The following is a 17,892-nucleotide window of genomic DNA, read 5'->3' on the forward strand; positions in this document are numbered from 1 at the left end:
TGTGGCTCGGCCGCAGTAAGGCCAACCGCTGTGGCTCAACCGCGATGGCTCGGCCACGGTGGGCTCGGCTGCTGTGGCCCAACCGCAGTAAGGCCCACCGCGGTAGCTCGACTGCGGTGGGCCTAGCTGCTGTTGCTCGGCCGCAGTAAGGCCAACCGCGTAGCCCAACCACGGTGGGCTCGGCCGTGGTGGGCTCGGCCCGGTGGGCCCAACCGCGGTGGGCTCGACCCGGTTGGCTCGACCCGGTTGGCTCGACCGCAGTGGCTTAACCGCAGTGGCTCGGCGTGGTGGGCTTGGCTGCGTTGGCTCGGCCCTGGTGGGCTTGGCCTCTGTGGCTCAACCGCGTTGGCATGGCCGCGTTGGGCTCGGCTGCTGTGGCTCAACCGCAGTAGCCCAACCGCGGTGGGCCCAACCGCACCAATGCTCGATGGGGTGGACTTCCTTTGCGTGGGGTGGCGCCGTCCGTAAGCTCCTGCGCGAGGGAGGGCCGTCTTTTCAGGCCCCGCCTTTGTGCTCTTCCGAGGACGGCGCAGGGGCCCCGCGCAAAGGAAGTCCACCGCATCGAGCACCCACACCGGTTGCGCGTTCAGCGGGCAACAAGCCCGAGCAGCGCGCGGGCAACCAGAGACTCAACCGCAGGCCGGGCAGCAGCGGCATCGCGGTCCACCAGACCGATCCGCGTGCGTCGGTGCAGCACGTCCTCGACGTCCAGCGCCCCTTCGTGCCGCACCGCCCAAATGACCTCCGCCGCCGTAACCCCAGCGGCGACTTCCCGGCCCAGGTCCGGATCCAGCAGCCCCATCGCCGCGACCGTCGGCGCCTCCGTCCCATAACGCGCGACCAGCCGACGCGGCGCATCCAAAGTGGACAGACGAGAGCGCGGCGCCGCGCCGACCAGTGGCAGCGCCTTGGTGCGGGACGGCCCTGCGGGCAGGCCCGCCAGATCAACGGCGGCGTCGACGGCGTCGGCGGCCATTCGGCGGTAGGTGGTGAGCTTGCCGCCCACCACCGTGACCACCTTGTCCTCGGTCAGCACGGCGTGGTGGCGCGACAGGTCGGCGCTGCGCCCCGAGGCCCCCGGTAGATCCACCAGCGGCCGCAGCCCCGCGAAAGATCCCAGGACGTCGGCGCGGGTCAGTCGGGTCTCCAGCACCGAGGAGGCGACATCGAGCAGGAAGTCCACGTCTGCTTCGGGAACGGTGGGCACTTCGGGGATCTCGTCGACCGGCTCGTCTGTGAGTCCGATGTAGACACGGCCGTCGTCCTGCGGGAGGACGAGGGCGAAGCGGCCGAAGGAGCCGGGGATCGGCACGGTCAACGACGTCGTGCCGCAGCCGACCGCGCCCGCGTCGAGCACCAAGTGCGACCCGCGAGAAGGGCGCAGCCGCACCGACGGGACGAGGGTGCCCGCCCACACGCCGGTGGCGTTGACCACCACGCGGGACCGGATCCGCGCCGCCATCCCGGTGCGCCCGTCGACCACCTCGACGGCGTCCGGTGCCACCGCGCTCACCCTGGCCCTGGTGACGATCCGCGCGCCGAGCCCGGCCGCGGTGCGGGCCAGGGCGACGACAAGGCGGGCGTCGTCGACGAGTTGGCCGTCGAAGGACAGCAGGCCGCCGCGCAGCCCGGCGGCGCGCAGACCGGGGGCGAGGGCGCGCGATTCGGCGGCGGAGATCCGGCGCGGGCCGGGGAGCAGGTCGGTCGGGGTGCGCGCGGCGCGGCGCAGGCCGTCCCCGGCGACCAGGCCCGCGAAGGTCAGCGCGGCGTCGCGGGCGGAGACCGGCGGGTGCAGCGGGACGAGTTGGGGGAGCGTGCGGGTGAGGTGCGGGGCGGTGGTCGTCATCAGCACACCGCGTTCGACGGCACTCTCGGCCGCCAGGCCGACATCGCCCTTGGCCAGGTAGCGCAGGCCGCCGTGGACCAGTTTGCTCGACCAGCGCGAGGTGCCTGCCGCCAGGTCGTTGGCCTCCAGCAGCGCCACGGTCAAGCCGCGGGAGGCGGCGTCGAGGGCGACCCCCGCGCCGGTGACCCCGCCGCCGATGACCAGGACGTCGACCACCTCGCCCGAGGTGAGCGCGGCCAGGTCCGCCGATCGGCGTTCGGCGTTGAGGGAGGTGCTCATGTCGGCTCCGGTCTCAGGCTGGCGTCGAGCAGGTGGGTCAACTCGCCGAGGAGGTCGGCTGGGGCGACGTCGGTCGTGGCGGGGCCGTGCGAGAGCACGAACGACTGGACCACGAGTAAGAGGGCTCTGGCCTGGGTGTTCGCGTCGCCCGCGCGCACCGAGCCGTCTTCGTGGCCCGCCAGCAGTTGGGCGAGCAGGAACTGCTCGGCGATGTGCTGGGTGCTGCCGAGCCTGCGCACCACGTAGGGCAGGACCAGTTCGCCGTCGCGGTCGAGGATCGTGCGCATGAGCGGGTCGGCCACGATCGCCCGCACGCCCGCGACCGCACCCGCGACCAGCCGGGCCCTGGCGTGCTCGCCGTCGGCCGTGCGGTTCGTGCGGGCGAGCAGCGCGCCGAACTCCCTGGTCATCAGGGCCGCGAGCAGGCTGCGGACGTCCGGGAAGCGCCGGTAGAGCGTCATCCGGCTCACGCCAGCGCCGCGGGCGACGTCGGTCAGCGTCGTGCGCCGCACCCCCTGGGCCAGCACGCAGTCGCGGGCGGCGTCCAGAAGGACGTCGTCGTCCACCCGACTGGGCGAAGCCATGTGACGTTTCAACGTCATGTGTCACACTCTATTCGTGAACGTGCCTGTGGACCACCTCGACCACCGGGTCCGCGGCGGCTGGACCACCTCGGGTGCCGCCGACGCCGACCTGCCCGCGCACGCGCGCCGGTGGCTGGGCGCGAGAACCGGGCTGACCCCCACGGACACGCCCGTCGCGCCCGACTCCGGGCTCGCGGTGCCCGACTCGGTGCTGCCCGCGCCGGTGCGGGCCGTCTTGGCCGACATTGTCGGGGCAGAGCACGTGCTGGTCGAGCGGGATGAGCGGCTCGGCAGGTCGGGTGGACTGTCCTATGTGGATCTCCTGGCGCGCAGGGGGGCCGGTGAGCTGCCGGTACCCGACGCCGTGGTGCTCCCCGGGAATCCCGAACAGGTGCGCGAGGTCGTCGCGGCGTGCGCGTCACACGGGGTCGGGATCGTCCCGTTCGGCGGCGGGACCTCGGTCGTGGGCGGGGTCGCGGCGCTGCGCGGGGACAAGGCGGCGGTTGTCGTGCTGGACCTGTCGCGGCTGGACAAGCTCGTGTCGGTCGACCCGGTTTCGCGGCTCGCGGTCTTCCAGGCTGGCGTGGTCGCCCCCGAAGCGGAGCGGATGCTCGCGGCGCACGGCTTCACCCTCGGGCACTTCCCGCAGTCCTACGAGCGGGCGACCCTCGGCGGGTTCGCCGCGACGCGGTCTTCGGGTCAGGCCTCCGCCGGGTACGGCCGGTTCGAGGACATGGTCGAGGGCGTCCGCATCGCGACACCGCGCGGCGAGTGGCGGTTGGGCGTTTCGCCCGCCTCCGCCGCGGGCCCCGACCTGCGGCAGTTGGCGATGGGCAGCGAGGGCCTGTTCGGGGTGATCACCGAGGTCACCGTGCGCGTCCGGCCTGCGCCCGCGTGGGAGCGGTACGAGGGGTTCGTCGTCGACGGGTTCGCGGCGGGTGCGGAGATCGTGCGGGCGTTGGCCCAGGCCGGTGTGCTCGGGACGGTCACCAGGCTGTCCGACCCGCAGGAGACCGAGGTGGCGCTCACGCTCTCGGGCGGGTGGAAGACGGCGGGGGTGAAGGGCTACCTGCGGGTGCGGGGGATCTCGGAGCCCAGCCTGCTGGTGATCGGTTGGGAAGGGCAGACCAAGGACGAGCTGAACGCCCGTCGTCGTGCCACGTTGCGGCTGGTCACCGGGGCTGTGCGCCTGGGTACCCGGGCAGGGGAGGCGTGGCTGCACGGCCGGTTCGCGGGTCCTCGGCAGCGGGACGCGCTGATGGACATCGGCATGTGCGTGGAGACCCTGGAGACCGCGACCTACTGGTCCAAGCTCGGCGAGCTCCGCGAGGCGGTTCGCGATGCGCTGCTGGGATCCCTGGCCACGGCCGGGCGGCGGCCTGTGGTGGCCTGCCACATCTCGCACTCCTACGAGACCGGCGCATCCCTGTACTTCACGACTCTTGTTCCCCGAGACCGCGACGACCCGGTGGGCCAATGGCGCCGCGCGAAGCAGGCCGCCAGTGAGGCGATCGTCGGCCTAGGGACCATCACGCACCACCACGCCGTCGGGGTCGACCACGCGCCTTATCTAGCCGAGGAGATCGGCACCCTGGGGGTGGGCGTCTTGCGCGCGATCAAGGCTGAGTTGGATCCGTCGGGTGTGCTGAACCCTGGGAAGCTGGTTTAGTCCGCCGCACGACGCCTAACGCGAGACCGGCGATCATCCCGCCAAAGAAGAGGAACACGGCGTAGTCACCCCGGTTGCCGATCGCCCGGTCGCACATGTCGATGTACTGCACCAACTCCTGGCGCTCGGGCTTGCCCAGGGCCTCGTTCAAGGCGGGGCTCTCCACCCCGCCGAAGGTGTTTCCGCAGCTCACAGAACTGTTGTTGGCCGGGTGGGCGACGCTGACCGGCACGATCGCCAGCACCAGCCCGGTGATGAGCGCGATGACGGCCAACACGGCGGCGAAGCCGCGAGGGGTCAGCGTGATCTGGGCCAACGGGTCGGGCTGCGCGCTCATGCAGTGGAGCTTCGCTGATCGAAGCGCGTCCGGCTAGACCCGATCGGCGAGACCGGGGAGTTTGTCCGTGATGTCAGGCTGAGCGCCACGGACCGGTCAGCACCGGCATGCCGTCGACCGGCGAGATCCACACGTAGGTCCACGCGTGCGTGCCGTCCGCCAGAACGACCCGCACTCGCGCGTAGTGCTCGCCCTCGTACTCGTCGACCTCGGCGAGGTCGGCGTCTTCCCGGAGCGGCACGACGCTTCCCAGAACGCCGGGGCCATCGCCCAGCGTCAAAGCCGGGTAGCCAAAGCCGGTGTCGTAGAGGGAGCCCGCGAGCATGGCATCCCTTGTGGGACCGTCGCACAAGGGCGCTAAGAGGTGCCAGTGGGAGTCCCCAGGGCGGAGCGTGCCGTAGACGAACAGCAACGGGTTCACCGGCCGGCCTTGCGGTCGTCGTAGTCGGCTTGCGCGGCGAGGATGGCTTCCGTGCTGGACTCGATGAGCCGGTAGAGGCCCCGGACCTGTTCGGCCATGGGGACGCCGAGGTCGGTGAGGGAGTAGTCGACGTGCGGTGGGATGACCGGGCGCACCTCGCGGTGCACCAGCCCGTCCCGCTCCAGCGCCTGCAGCGTCTGGGCCAGCATCTTCTCGCTCACGCCGCCGACGGCCCGGCGGAGCTCGCTGAACCGGTGCGTCCCGCTGAGCAGGACCCCGAGCACCAGCACACCCCAGCGGCTCGCGATGTGCTCCATGACCGCGCGCCCGGGGCAGTTGCGGTCGAACACGTCGAAGGATGTGTCCTGCACCATCTCGCTCATCCGGCACACGCTCCTCAACAGGACTCTTTCGTCCACGTAAGTATAGGACTTCAAGGTAGGTACTTACGAGAAGTTAGTACAGTCCCTACGGTGAGTTTCACCATCGCTTGAGGGAGAAACCACCATGACCTACCTGGTGACCGGGGCAACCGGACAGCTCGGCGGCCTCGCCGTGCGCCACCTGCTCGACCGCGTTCCCGCCGCCGACGTCGCCGTCTCCGTCCGCGACGTGAGCAAGGCCGCCGACCTCGCCGACCGCGGCGTCGACGTCCGCCAAGGCGACTTCTCCGAGCCCGACACGCTGCGCTTCGCGGGCGTCGACACCCTGCTGCTGGTCTCCACCAACGGCCCGGACGAGATCCGGGTCGGCCAGCAGAACGCGGCCGTGGACGCCGCGGTCCGCGCCGGGGTCAGCCGGATCGTCTACACCAGCGTCAGCGACGCGACGGGCTCGCCGCTGGGCCTGGCCAAGGTGCACGCCGCGACCGAGGAGCACATCAAGGCCAGCGGCGTGCCGTACACCTTCCTGCGCAACGCCATGTACCACGAGAACTACCTCGGTGGTCTGCCGCAGTCGCTCGAGAGCGGCACGCACGTCACGGCCACCGGCACCGGCCGGGTCGCGTCGGTCAGCCGTGACGACCTGGCGCTCGCCGCCGCGATTGTGGTCACCGGCGAGGGCCACGAGGGCGCGGTCTACGAGTTGACCGGGCCGCGGGCCTGGAGCTTCGACGAGCTCGCCGCGATCGCCTCGGACGTCACGGGCAAGCCGCTGGCGCACGTGAGCGTCTCGGGTGAGGACTACCTGGCCAACCTGCTCAAGGCGGGTCTGCCGCCGTTCCTGGCCGAGCTGTTCACCGACATCCAGGTCAACATCGGCCGTGGCGCGCTCAGCGAGGTCCGCCCGGACCTCGGCAAGCTGATCGGCCGCGAGCCCAAGACCATCGAGGAAGCTGTTCGCGCTGCCCTATAGGCAGGATCCACTAAGAGGAGAGCCGAACGGCCTCTACGGCCAAGAGCAGTTCCGCACCTTCACGTGGTCGTGCCGGATCCCGCCCAGTCAGCTCCTGCACTCGGCGGATCCGGTACCGCACTGTGTTCGGGTGGACGAACAACCGCTCCGCTGCTTCCTTGGCCGAACCAGCGACCTCGAACCACGCCACCAGAGTCCGGATCAACACGTCCCGCTCGCTGGTCGGTAGCGCCAAGAGGCCGCCCAGCACGATGCGGGACAACTCGGCCGCGATCTTCGGTGACCCCGCGACGAGGCTCGTCACCGCGCGGTCGCCGAACACGACCACACCACATTCCCCCGGGCCCAAGCAGCGCAGGGCGATCCGGGCGCGCTGCAACGCCCATGGCAAGTGCCGTAACGAAACCACCGGGCTCACCCCGACCGTGCCGGACAGCTGCCGCACGACGCTGAGATCACCCCTTGGCACCAACACGATCGTCGCCAACGGGTGCGCCACCGAGCGCAACTGTGGCGGGACAACAGTTGCGCCTACTGCCACCACGAACTGACCGTTTTCCGGCAGACCCAACGCACGCGCAGCCTCTTCGTACTCGCTGTCCTGAGACAGCTGCCCGACCAACAACGCCTCTGCCACGGCATCCTTGTCGTGCCGAGCGGAGTCCGCAGCGAAGTCGCTGTACGCCGTGGCTATCGCGTCGGAGTAAGAGTCGATGATGCGCCACACGGTCGCGCTTATCGGAAGAAGCTGTTCTGGGGTAAGAAGTCCGGGCGGGATGGCTCGTTCCATCAACGCTTCGTAGGTGAACGTGCCCGCGATCCGGAACGCCCTCAACACCGCGGGGAGCGGGATTCCCTGCCTGGCCTGCGCGCGACCCGTCTTGCGCGCCGCCTCGAGGGAAACCTCGCTGCCCTCGATGAACGCCAGGAAAGCGTGCCGCAGGTTCACCTCGCACACCTTGCGCAGCTCCGCGGGCGCGACCTCGTTGACCCTGCGGTACGACTCTTCCTTCGCGGTCAGCTCGTCGGCCAGCTCATCCGCGAGCTCGACCACCCTCGCGAGCTGGGCTCTGGCCAGGTCCCGCAGCTCGGGAGGCAGCGGCGACATGATCGTCGGAGCGGCCACCGCTCGACTCTAACCGGAAATGAACCCGTTTCCCACCGGCCGTTGGGTCCGCGGCCCGTTCACAGCCCGAGCGCCTGCAACAAGGTGCGCAACTTGGCCTCGGTCTCGGCGAACTCGGCGGCCGGGTCGGAATCCGGCATGATCCCCGCGCCCGCGAACAGCCGCATCTCCCGCTCGCGCACCTGCGCGCAGCGGATGGCCAGCACCCACTGGCCGTCGCCGTCGGCGGAGCACCAGCCGACCGCACCGCTGTAGAAGCCCCGGTCGAACGGCTCCAGTTCCGCGATCGCCGAGCGCGCGGCCGCCGTCGGCGTCCCGCAGACCGCCGGGGTGGGGTGCAGCGCGGCGGCCAACCGCAGCGACGACACGTCCTGGTCGCGCAGTTGCCCGGTGACCCGGGTGGACAGGTGCCACATCGTCGGCGTGGCGACCAACGACGGCCCGGTCACCGCCAGGTCCCGGCAGAACGGCCGCAGCACCTCGACCACGGACTCGACGACCACCGCGTGCTCGGCCTGGTTCTTCGTCGAGGCGAGCAGCGCCTCGGCATTAGCCCGATCGTGTGAGGGATCACCCCCGCGGGGGAGGGATCCGGCGAGCGGATTCGACACCACCTCGGCCCCGCGGCGCTCCAGCAGCAGCTCCGGACTGGCCCCGAGCAGGGTCGACCCGTCGGGCAGTGCAGTGGCGAAGGTGTAACCGAGCGGATTCGCCGCGGCGAGTCCCGGCAGCAGCGCGCCGACCCGCACCGGCTCGTCGAACACCAACCGCGTCGACCGGGCGAGCACGACCTTGCGCAGGTCGTCGTCGGCCCGCAACGCGCTCACCGCGGCCGCGACTGCCCGCCGGTACCCAGGCCCGTCGGGCACGTGGGTCGCGGTGGGTCGCGATGGCGCCCACGGCGTCGCCCGGGGCTGGTACGGGTGGATGCTGCCCGCCCGCTGCACGGACCGGGGGATCACCAGGTGAGCGGGGGTTTCGGGGGCGAAGGGGAGGGCGCCGGTGGCCACGGGGGCGCCGGTGTCGACCAGCAGCTTGGTGACCTGGGTGGCCAGCTCGTCCGGGTCGGTCTCCGCGACCACCGCGCGCGTCCCGGAGGCCGCCGTGGTGGCCTCGGGCGCGGCGAGCAGGAACGAGCCGGGCGCATAGCCCTCGACGAGCGCAGCGGCCCGATCACCGTCCATCGCTCCATCATGCCCAGCGGTGCTGCCTCGCACCGCCCGGTGGCGCTGTGCCGTTGGCCACGAAAAACCGCAGGTGGGCGCCGTGTCCGGCACCCACCTGCGGCGTAGAGCGACTTAGTTGAGCGCGTCGATGAGCGCGGAGCGCTGGCGGTCGCCAAGGCCCGCCGCCCGGCGGTCCGGGTCGATCCCGGCCTGCTCGAGCAGGGCGGCCACCTTCACCGCGCCAAGGCCGGGAACGGCCTTGAGCAGTGCGGCGACCTTGGTCTTGCCGATGGTCTTGTCGTCCTTGGCCTTGCCGAGCACCGACGCGATGGTCCGCTCACCGGACTTGATCTGCGCCAGCAGCTCGGACCGGGCCTTGCGAGCCTCGGCTGCCTTGGCGAGCGCATCGGCGCGCTGCTCGGGAGTCAACGTGGGCAGAGCCAACGTGCTGTTCCTTTCCTTCTTCACCCGCCGCGGCAGCGGCGGGCCAGCTGTGGATCAGGTCATCGCGGCTACCGACGGTCACCGGAGCGGACGGTGAAGCCCGCCCCTGGCTCACCGTGCGACCCGGGGGCCGGATGCCTTTCACCAGTAAACGACACCTCGGAGGGCAACATACCCCCGACACGCGCAAAGGTCTTGTGGAGCGCGCGCCCGACCGTGCGGCGACGCAGCGTGACAGCATGATCAACTAGCCAAATTGGACGGTCCGACCCGTGTCGCGGCGAGCGCGCACGCACTATCGTTTGCCACTACCGGCCAGTAAGTTCGACCGCGCACGTCGGGGCCCCGATCCGCCCAGGGAGTTGTCACCCATGTTCAGCACGATGCAGGACGGCAACCTGTCCATCGCCACCTTGCTGCGCCACGGCGCCAAGGTCCACGCCACCGCCGAGGTCACCACCTGGACCGGCACCGGGGGGCGCAGCGCGACCTTCGCCGAGGTGGGCGTCGAGGCGGCGAAGCTGGCCAACGCGCTGCGCGGCCTCGGGGTGACCGGCGACCAGCGCGTCGCCACGTTCATGTGGAACAACCAGGAGCACCTGACGGCCTACCTCGCCGTCCCCGCGATGGGCGCGGTGCTGCACACCCTCAACGTGCGCCTGTTCCCGGAGCAGTTGACCTTCATCGTCAACCACGCCGAGGACCACGTGATCATCGTGGACGCCTCGATCGCGCCGCTGCTGGCCAGGATCCTGCCCGCGTGCCCCACCGTCGAGCACGTCATCGTCGCCAACGGTCCCGCGGAGTCCCTCGCGGCGCCCGAGCACATCACCGTCCACTCCTACGCGGACCTGCTCGCCAACGCCGCCGGTGACTTTGAGTGGCCGGACGTAGACGAACGCGCGGCGGCCGCCATGTGCTACACCTCCGGCACGACCGGCAACCCCAAGGGCGTCGTCTACTCGCACCGGTCGATCTGGCTGCACTCGATGCAGGTGTGCATGCCCGACGGGATGCAGATCTCGTCGTCGGACCGCACCCTCGTGATCGTGCCCCAGTTCCACGCGATGTCGTGGGGCATCCCGTACGCCGCGTTCATGACCGGCGCCTCGCTGATCATGCCGGACCGGTTCCTGCAGCCGGAGCCGCTGGCGCAGATGATCGCCGAGCTCAAGCCGACCCAGTCGGCCGCCGTTCCCACCATCTGGCAAGGCGTTCTCGCCCACCTGGACCAGAACCCGGCGGACCTGTCGTCGCTGCGCGAGGTCGTCGTCGGTGGTGCCGCCTGCCCGCCCGCGATGATGCACGCGTTCTCGGAGAAGTACGGGCTCTACATCGTGCACGCCTGGGGCATGACCGAGACCTCACCGCTGGGCACGCTCAGCCGCCCCCCGGTCGGCATCTCCGAAGAGGAGACCTGGCGCTACCGCTACACCCAGGGCCGCCTCCCCGCGGGCGTCACCGCGCGCCTCATCGGCGACGACGGCCAAGAAGTCCCGTGGGACGGCGAGAGCGTTGGTGAGCTGGAGGTGCGCGGACCGTGGATCGCGGGCGCCTACTACAAGCCGGAGCCGGAGGACGCGGCGAAGTTCGTCAACGGTTGGCTACGAACCGGTGATGTCGGAACCCTGACCCCCGACGGCTTCCTCACCCTCACCGACCGCTCCAAGGACATCATCAAGTCCGGCGGCGAGTGGATCTCCTCCGTGGAGCTGGAGAACCACGTCATGGCGCACCCCGCCGTCGCCGAGGCCGCCGTTGTCGGCATCCCGGACCCGAGGTGGGACGAGCGGCCGCTGGTCGCCGTCGTGCTCCGCCCCGGTGCCACCGCGGGCGCCGAGGAGCTGCGCGACTTCCTCGACACCAAGGTCGCCAAGTGGCAGCTGCCCGAGTACTGGACCTTCGTCGAGGAGGTCCCCAAGACCAGCGTCGGCAAGTTCGACAAGAAGGTGATCCGGGCCGCCCACGCACAAGGCACCCTCGACGTCAAGCACCTCGGCTGAGCCGGTCGGCGCCCCGGGACGCCCACCCGGCGTCCCGGGTACCGCCGAATGGGGACATCGGTTCACCCTGCTAGGTAGGGTATTCGGCAGTTCCGTCGCTCTTGGAGGTGCCGCCCTGCCCCGCGAGTCCCGCGACCGCAAGCTCAACGCCACCTCGTTCGTGGTGCTGGGCATGCTCGCCCAAGGCCCGGCCACCAGCTACGACCTCAAGCAGCGGGTCGCGCTCACCATCGGCAACTTCTGGGCCTTCGCCCACTCCCAGCTCTACGACGAGCCGGTTCGCCTGGTGGAGGCGGGCCTGCTCAGCGCGACCGAGGAGGAGGGCGGCAGGCGCCGCCGCACCTACTCGATCACCGAGGACGGCCGGACCGCGCTGCGCGAGTGGCTGGCGTCGCCGACCCCGGACGAGACCGAGGTCCGCGACCTCGGCCTGCTCAAGCTGTTCTTCTCCACCTTCGCCGAACCGGCGGACCTGGCCACGTTGGCCCGCACCCGGCGCGACTCGCACAAGGCCCGCGCCGACGGGTACATGGCGATGTACAACCAGATCGCGGGCTTCGCCGACCGGTGGCAGGTGAAGTCGCTGGAGCTCGGCATCCGCATCGAGCGCTGCGTGGAGCGGTTCTGGACCGAGTTCACCGAGGAACTCGACGCCGAGGCGCGCAAGCCGCCGCGGCAGTAGCTACTTGTTGCAGCCGGGGGGCTGGCACAGCACCCCGCTGAGCGCCTTGTAGAAGATCGCCCCGATCTTGGTGGGGTCCGGTGTGACGAACGCCTGGCCCCCGGTCGGTCCGGTGATCGCCTCGAGTTCCTTGAGGTCGGCGTCGGGGCCGATCCCGATGCCGATCAGCTGCAGCGGCCGCCTGGGGTCCTGCAGCTTGGCCAGCTCCTCCAGCAGTTGCGAGCGGCTGATGCCGTCCGGGTCCTCGTTCTTCCCGTCGGTCAGCACCACCACCAGGTTGATCCGCCCGGGCTCCCAGTTCTCCCGCGCCGACTGGTAGGCGGCCAGCACGCTGTCGTAGAGCCCGGTGGCCCCGCCCTTGATCGCCTTGACCGACCGCAGCTTCTCCAGCGCGCCGGTGTTGAGCTGCTCGGCCACCGGCAGCACCGGCAGCAGCTCCCGGTAGTCCTTGCTCCCGTCCAGGTTCGTGGAGAACAGCCACATCCCGAACTTCGTGGTGGGCCGGAACAACCCGATCCCCAGCTCCGCCGCCTTGACCGTCACCGCCATCCGGTCCGCCCCGGTCCCCGGCACCGGCTCGGCCATCGACCCCGACACGTCCAGCAGCACCTGCATCCGCGAGCTCAGGTTCACGCCCGCCCACTGGTTCAGCAGCTGGTCGACCTCGTCGGTTGACGGCAGCGGCACCGGGGCGACCTGGTCGATCGAGGTGCGCCCGTCGGCGGACCTGTCGCGCAGCACAGCGCCATCCGGCCCGCGGAAGCCGGCGTCGCCAAGTGCCGTCAACGACGACGGAGTGCCTAGCTCAGCGAGGAGTCGCTGCGACACCGACAGAGAAGCCTGTGATGCGGTGGGCAGAACCGTGTACGGGAAGTCCAACGACGGAACGGCGGCGTACGAGGCGATCAGGGGGAAGGCCGTGTTGGTCGCGTTGTGGCGCAAGAGAGAGCTCTCCGGAGTCGGGAAGACACTCAGGGGAGCGGACGGGCTGTTGGTGCCGGGTAAGCGGGCGTAGAGGTCCGCGGTCTGCGGCAAGGTGTTGAGGGCCAGCTTGCGCAAGGACGCGGTCGCCGCGGCGGGCGGATCCGGGGTGGCCGCGGTCGCCGTGTTGATGCCGAGCAGCGTCGACAGACCGGACGGATCCCGTGCGGGGTCGGAGATCCCGATGGAGGTGGCCTCCAGGGCCTGCGCCCACGTGGGTTTGGTGCCCGGCCAGCCCAAGCCCGCGGCGATCTCCTCGGTCATCGCGAGGACTACGGGTGTTGACGCCACCGGGGTTCCGGTCAGCTCCACGCTCCAGGCGCCCTTCTGGTGGGCGCGGCGCAGCCAGAGGGTGGACTCCGGGATCCACACGTCCGGGGCCTGCGTGCCGTCGGAGACGATCAGGGATTCGGCGGCCGCGCCGGATTCCAGCGGGTTGACCTGGACCCGGGTGCACCCGTCGGTGATCCGGGCACCCGCCGCCTGCACGATCGGGGCCAGGTCGGGGGCGGCGACGACGGTGAGGGTGGCGGGTTCGCAGCTCGCGGTGGTCGGTCGGTCGCTGATCGTGTCCAGGGCGAACCAGCCGCCCACCACGAGTGCCAGCAGGACGACCAGGAGCAGCGCCGTCGAGCGGAAGCCCCATTTCGGCCGCCTGGGCGACGAGTGTCGTCCCATGGCCCACCTCTCGCGGGAAGGTGGCGCCATGCTAGACGCCGCGCACCCTTACGAGTAGAGCTTGTCGACCTCGGATCCGAAGTCGCGCATGATGATCCGGCGCTTGAGCTTGAGCGACGGGGTGAGGTGGCCGGTCTCGGGGGTGAACTCGGTGGCCAGCACCCGGAACTTGCGCACCGACTCCGCCGTCGACACCGCCGTGTTGCCCTCGTCGACCGCCTTCTGCACCTCGGCGAGCAGGTCGGGGTCGTCGATCAGGTCGGCGACCGTGGCCCCGGCGGGCTTGCCCGCGGTGGACTTCCAGTAGCTGAAGTAGTCCGGGTCGATGGTGATCAGCGCGGCGATGTACTTCTGCCCGTCGCCGACCACCATGGCCTGCCCGACCAGCGGGTGCGCGGAGATGCGGTCCTCGATGACCGCGGGCGCGACGTTCTTGCCGCCGCTGGTCACCAGGATCTCCTTCTTCCGCCCGGTGATCTTCAGGTAGCCGTCGGCGTCGAGCTCGCCGAGGTCGCCGGTGTGGAACCAGCCGTCGCCGTCGATCACCTCGGCGGTGCCCGCGTCGTTGTTCCAGTAGCGGCGGAACACCTGCTCGCCCTTGAGCAGGACCTCCCCGTCCTCGTCGATGCGCACCGTCGTCCCCGGCAGCGGCCGCCCGACCGTGCCCGGCCGCAGGTGCTGGGGCGTGTTGACCGCCGAGGCCGCGGTGGTCTCGGTCAGGCCGTAGCCCTCCAGCACGATCAGGCCGACTCCGCGGAAGAAGTGCGTCAGCCGGGCGCCGAGCGCGGCACCACCGGAGATGGCGAACTTCGTCTTGCCGCCCATGGCCGCGCGCAGCTTGCTGTAGACCAGCTTGTCGAACACCAGGTGCTTGAGCTTGAGGCCCAGACCCGCCTTGCCGTCCGCCTCGCTGAAGGCGATCGCGGTCGCCGCCGCGGCGTCGAAGATCTTGCCCTTGCCGCCCGCGTGCGCCTTCTGCCGCGCTCCGTTGTAGACCTTCTCGAACACGTACGGCACCGACAGGATGAAGGTCGGCTGGAACGAGGCCAGGTCCACCATGACCTGCTTGACGTCGGCCGTGTGGCCCATGGTGCAGCGCGCGTAGACGCAGCCCACCTCGACCATCCGGCCGAACACGTGCGCCACCGGCAGGAACAGCAGCGTCGAGGGCGCCTCGGCCATGCCGCGGCCGTGGAAGAGCTCGGCGAGCACCTCGGCGCCGTAGCCGCACTCGGCGAAGAAGTTCTCGTGGGTCAGCACGCAGCCCTTGGGCTGACCGGTGGTCCCGGAGGTGTAGATGATGGTGGCGACGTCCTCGGCGGTGACCGCCGCGCGTCGCGAGTGGATCTCCGCTTCGGCCACGTCGGCGCCCGCGGCGGTGATCGAGGCGATGTCGTCGACCCGCCACACCTGGCGCAGGTCCGGCAGCAGCTCGCGGACGCTGCCCAGCCGGGCGGCGTGCTCGTCGGTCTCCACCACCACGGCGACCGCGCCCGAGTCGGACAGGATCCACTGGATCTGCTCGGCGGAGGAGGTCACGTAGATCGGCACCGACACCGCGCCAGCGGCCCAGATGGCGAAGTCGAGCAGTGTCCACTCGTACCTGGTCGCGGCCAGGATGGCCACCCGGTCGCCAGGTCCGATGCCCGATCCCGCCAGGCCCCTGGCGACCTCGGTGACCTCCTCGGCGAAGCGGGTCGCGGTGATGTCCTCCCAGCCAGCGCCCGCCTTGCGCCGGAACGCGACGTCGGCCGGGCCGAGCTCCGCGTTGTCGTACACCAGGTCGGCGAGTCCACCCGCAACCTCACGCTTGGCGACTGGGGGTACGGCGAACTCGCGCATGGCTCTCCTCCGGCACACGTCAGGCAGCGTGGTGCGGGTGACCCCTACCGTCTACCTAGCGGTAACTTGGCCCGTATCTTGCCGCCAACCTCGGCCGCGGGGCCAGGGGCTTGGCGTAACTGATATCTGGCAATTGTGACAAATGAGTCCGCCCCGGGTGAACAGCGCACCCGGGGCGGAAACCAAAAGTTGACCTTACTGGTCGGTCATCAGACCCGCAGCTCGCGGGCCTTGGCGGCGATCGCGGTCGACAGCGCGCTCACCTGGGCGTACACGCCCGGGTAGTTCGGTCGGGCGCAGCCGCGGCCGTAGGACACGATGCCGACCTGCACCCAGGCGTTGTTGTTGTCCCGGCGGACCATGGGGCCGCCCGAGTCGCCCTGGCAGGTGTCGGTGCCGCCCTGGGTGTAGCCCGCGCAGATCTCCACCGCGGTCTTCATGCTCGGGTAGGAGCTCTTGCAGGTCGTGTCGGACACGAACGGGACCTGGGCCTTGAGCAGGTACCGCTGCTGCGCGCCGCCCTCGGACGCCGCGCCCCAGCCGATGATGGTGAAGGTGCCCGAGTCGTAGGCCGTCGACGTCGCGATCGGGAGCTTCGCGGCGTTGGTGATCGGGCTCGACAGCTGGATCAGCGCCCAGTCACCGCCAGCGGACCCGGAGTAGCCGGGGTTGCGGTAGACGTACTTCGAGGTGCGGGTCACCCGCGACGAGCTCTGCAGGTCGACCGCGCCGTAGGTGGCGGTGATGCTGGTGTTGTTGCCGGTGGAGCTGACGCAGTGCGCGGCGGTCAGGACCAGGTTGTCGGCGTACATCGCGCCGCCACAGCCCATCGACAGCCGGACCATCCAGGGGAACTCGCCCTGGGTGGCGCGGGTGCCGCCGACCACGGCGGGACCCATCTCACCGGTGGGGCCCGGCTGCGCCGCCGAGGCCGGGACGGCGATGGCCGCCGCCGCCACCGTCCCGATCGCGACCGCCAAGACCTTGCGCAGTGTGCTGAGCTTCTTCACGAAGTGTCCTCTCGTGTCCACACGACACCGGGTTGTGCCGCTGCAGGGGTGTGGAGCAGTCCGTCCACTGTGGAGCGCTGGCGCTCCGCCGTTGACGGACGACGGGGGCTCAGAAGGTGAGCTTCCAGCTGTTGATGTAGCCGGTGTCCTGGGCGTAGGTGTCCTGGACCTTGAGCTTCCAGGTGCCGTTGGCGACCTCGGTCGAGGCGTTGACCGTGTACGTGGCGATCACGTTGTCGGCCGAGTCGCTGGTGGAGGAGTTCTTCACCCGGTACGCGGAGCCGTCCGGGGCGAGCAGGTCGATGACGAGGTCGCCGCGGTAGGTGTGCACGATGTTGACGTCGACCTTGAGGGTCGCCGGGGCGTTGCCGCTCACGCCGGTCACCGCGATGTCGCTGGTCACCGCGCCCGCGTTGTCCGGGATCTGCACGTCGTTGGGGTTCTCGAAGACCGTGCCCTGCGGGTTCGTGGTGGAGGTGGGCGGGTGCCCCAGTTCGGCCGCCTTAGCCGCGATGGCCGAGGACAGCGCGCTCACCTCGGCGTACACGCCCGGGTAGTTCGGTCGGGCGCAGCCGCGGCCGTAGGACACGATGCCGACCTGGACCCAGGCGTTGTTGTTGTCCCGCCGGAACATCGGGCCGCCGGAGTCGCCCTGGCAGGTGTCGGTGCCGCCCTGGGTGAACCCGGCGCAGATCTCGACGGCGGTCTTCATGCTGGGGTACGCGGACTTGCACGAGGTGTCGGAGACGAAGGGCACCTCTGCCTTGAGCAGGTAGCGCTCCTGCGCTCCGCCCTCGGACGCGGCACCCCACCCGGCGATGGTGAACGTGCCGGAGTCGTAGGCGGTCGTGGTGGCGATGGGCAGCTTGGCCGCGCCGGTGATCGGGCTCGACAGCTGGATCAGCGCCCAGTCGCCGCCCGCCGAGGTCGAGTAGCCCGGGTTTCGGTAGACGTACTTGGACGTGCGCGTGACCCGGTTGGCGTCCTGCAGGTCCACCGCGCCGTAGGTGGCGGTGATCCCGGTGTTGTTGCCGGTGCTGTCCACGCAGTGCGCGGCGGTCAGCACGAGGTCGTCGGCGTACATGGCCCCGCCGCAGCCCATCGACAGCCGGACCATCCAGGGGAACTCGCCCTGGGCGGCGCGGGTGCCGCCGACGACCTGCGGGCCCATGTCGGTCGGCGGCGGTGCGGCCGTCGCCTGACCCGCGACCACACCGACCGCGGCCACCGCGGCGATCGATGCCGCTGCCAACGCCAATGCCTGCTGGAGCTTGCTGAGTTTCCTCACCTGAGCGTCCTCTCGGTCCACCGGCACACCGGGTGCCGTCGCTGGGCGTGGATGGGTCATCAACTGTCCGTAGTGGACAGCGGGCAGGGTGCGCCGCTCTCGGCGGCGGTGGGACGGGTGCGCCCCGGGCCGTGGCGGGTGCCGCGGCCCGGGGCGTCGGTCAGCTCTGCCGGGTCACGT

The 17,892-nt window shown here is 70.6% G+C and carries 16 protein-coding genes and 1 pseudogene; 4 read left to right on the plus strand and 13 right to left on the minus strand.

All coding sequences use genetic code 11. The annotated features are described in order from the left end of the window. Positions 1-586: 586 nt before the first annotated feature. Positions 587-2,125, minus strand: a complete 1,539-nt coding sequence (locus JOD54_RS09500; protein ID WP_204450171.1) for a glycerol-3-phosphate dehydrogenase/oxidase — start codon at positions 2,123-2,125, stop codon at positions 587-589. After that, complete coding sequence (locus JOD54_RS09505; RefSeq protein ID WP_204450172.1) at positions 2,122-2,727, minus strand: TetR/AcrR family transcriptional regulator; 606 nt, start codon at positions 2,725-2,727, stop codon at positions 2,122-2,124. Before JOD54_RS09505 ends, JOD54_RS09500 begins: the two co-directional genes overlap by 4 nt. On the opposite strand from JOD54_RS09505, the gene JOD54_RS09510 reads away from it, so the two are divergent. Then, positions 2,726-4,378, plus strand: a complete 1,653-nt coding sequence (locus tag JOD54_RS09510) for an FAD-binding oxidoreductase (protein ID WP_204450173.1) — start codon at positions 2,726-2,728, stop codon at positions 4,376-4,378. The two genes, JOD54_RS09505 and JOD54_RS09510, sit on opposite strands and share 2 nt — an antisense overlap. Here JOD54_RS09510 and JOD54_RS09515 read toward each other — a convergent pair. The 3 genes from JOD54_RS09515 to JOD54_RS09525 form a co-directional block, all read right to left on the minus strand. Next, positions 4,326-4,715 carry a hypothetical protein gene (locus tag JOD54_RS09515; protein WP_204450174.1) on the minus strand — a complete coding sequence of 130 codons (390 nt, stop codon included), beginning with the start codon at positions 4,713-4,715 and terminating at the stop codon, positions 4,326-4,328. The two genes, JOD54_RS09510 and JOD54_RS09515, sit on opposite strands and share 53 nt — an antisense overlap. 73 nt (positions 4,716-4,788) lie before the next feature. Continuing rightward, positions 4,789-5,136 (minus strand): gamma-glutamylcyclotransferase family protein, encoded by a 348-nt coding sequence (locus JOD54_RS09520; protein WP_204450175.1) that lies wholly within the window; start codon positions 5,134-5,136, stop codon positions 4,789-4,791. Beyond that, the gene (locus JOD54_RS09525; RefSeq protein WP_204450176.1) at positions 5,133-5,519 is read right to left on the minus strand and encodes a winged helix-turn-helix transcriptional regulator; all 387 of its coding nucleotides are present in this window, start codon (positions 5,517-5,519) and stop codon (positions 5,133-5,135) included. Before JOD54_RS09525 ends, JOD54_RS09520 begins: the two co-directional genes overlap by 4 nt. A 124-nt stretch (positions 5,520-5,643) precedes the next feature. Here JOD54_RS09525 and JOD54_RS09530 point away from each other — a divergent pair, with 124 nt between their 5' ends. After that, entirely contained in the window at positions 5,644-6,492 is an 849-nt protein-coding gene (locus JOD54_RS09530; protein ID WP_204450177.1) for an SDR family oxidoreductase, read from the plus strand. Between the two features lie 10 nt (positions 6,493-6,502). Here the strand turns inward: JOD54_RS09530 and JOD54_RS09535 are convergent, their stop codons facing one another. The 3 genes from JOD54_RS09535 to mihF all read right to left on the minus strand — a co-directional run bounded on the left by JOD54_RS09535 (position 6,503) and on the right by mihF (position 9,228). Continuing rightward, a complete protein-coding gene (locus JOD54_RS09535) occupies positions 6,503-7,618 on the minus strand; it encodes a PucR family transcriptional regulator (RefSeq protein ID WP_307859915.1) in 1,116 nt (371 codons plus the stop codon). Between the two features lie 59 nt (positions 7,619-7,677). Next, complete coding sequence (locus JOD54_RS09540; protein WP_204450178.1) at positions 7,678-8,802, minus strand: isochorismate synthase; 1,125 nt, start codon at positions 8,800-8,802, stop codon at positions 7,678-7,680. Positions 8,803-8,916: 114 nt separating this feature from the next. Then, positions 8,917-9,228 carry an integration host factor, actinobacterial type gene (gene mihF / locus JOD54_RS09545; RefSeq protein ID WP_177215623.1) on the minus strand — a complete coding sequence of 104 codons (312 nt, stop codon included), beginning with the start codon at positions 9,226-9,228 and terminating at the stop codon, positions 8,917-8,919. Between the two features lie 371 nt (positions 9,229-9,599). On the opposite strand from mihF, the gene JOD54_RS09550 reads away from it, so the two are divergent. Both JOD54_RS09550 and JOD54_RS09555 read left to right on the plus strand, forming a co-directional pair. Beyond that, positions 9,600-11,231 carry a long-chain fatty acid--CoA ligase gene (locus tag JOD54_RS09550; RefSeq protein ID WP_204450179.1) on the plus strand — a complete coding sequence of 544 codons (1,632 nt, stop codon included), beginning with the start codon at positions 9,600-9,602 and terminating at the stop codon, positions 11,229-11,231. 172 nt (positions 11,232-11,403) lie between these two features. Beyond that, positions 11,404-11,913 carry a PadR family transcriptional regulator gene (locus JOD54_RS09555; RefSeq protein ID WP_204450180.1) on the plus strand — a complete coding sequence of 170 codons (510 nt, stop codon included), beginning with the start codon at positions 11,404-11,406 and terminating at the stop codon, positions 11,911-11,913. On the opposite strand, the gene JOD54_RS09560 is transcribed toward JOD54_RS09555, so the two are convergent. The 5 genes and pseudogenes from JOD54_RS09560 to JOD54_RS09575 form a co-directional block, all read right to left on the minus strand. After that, a complete protein-coding gene (locus JOD54_RS09560; RefSeq protein ID WP_204450181.1) occupies positions 11,914-13,572 on the minus strand; it encodes a substrate-binding and VWA domain-containing protein in 1,659 nt (552 codons plus the stop codon). Between the two features lie 48 nt (positions 13,573-13,620). Beyond that, complete coding sequence (locus tag JOD54_RS09565; RefSeq protein ID WP_204450182.1) at positions 13,621-15,414, minus strand: AMP-dependent synthetase/ligase; 1,794 nt, start codon at positions 15,412-15,414, stop codon at positions 13,621-13,623. A 209-nt stretch (positions 15,415-15,623) separates the two neighbouring features. Continuing rightward, on the minus strand, positions 15,624-16,424 hold the full coding sequence (locus JOD54_RS09570; protein WP_204450183.1) for a S1 family peptidase: 801 nt from the start codon (positions 16,422-16,424) through the stop codon (positions 15,624-15,626). A 109-nt stretch (positions 16,425-16,533) separates the two neighbouring features. Then, positions 16,534-16,854, minus strand: coding sequence for a proprotein convertase P-domain-containing protein (locus tag JOD54_RS35965; RefSeq protein ID WP_372440397.1), 321 nt, complete (start codon positions 16,852-16,854; stop codon positions 16,534-16,536). A gap of 60 nt (positions 16,855-16,914) precedes the next feature. After that, positions 16,915-17,712: pseudogene (locus tag JOD54_RS09575) on the minus strand (S1 family peptidase); the annotation flags it as partial. Positions 17,713-17,892 lie beyond the last annotated feature (180 nt).

Origin of the sequence: Actinokineospora baliensis (assembly GCF_016907695.1) — a bacterium.
Taxonomy (GTDB): Bacteria; Actinomycetota; Actinomycetes; order Mycobacteriales; family Pseudonocardiaceae; genus Actinokineospora; species Actinokineospora baliensis.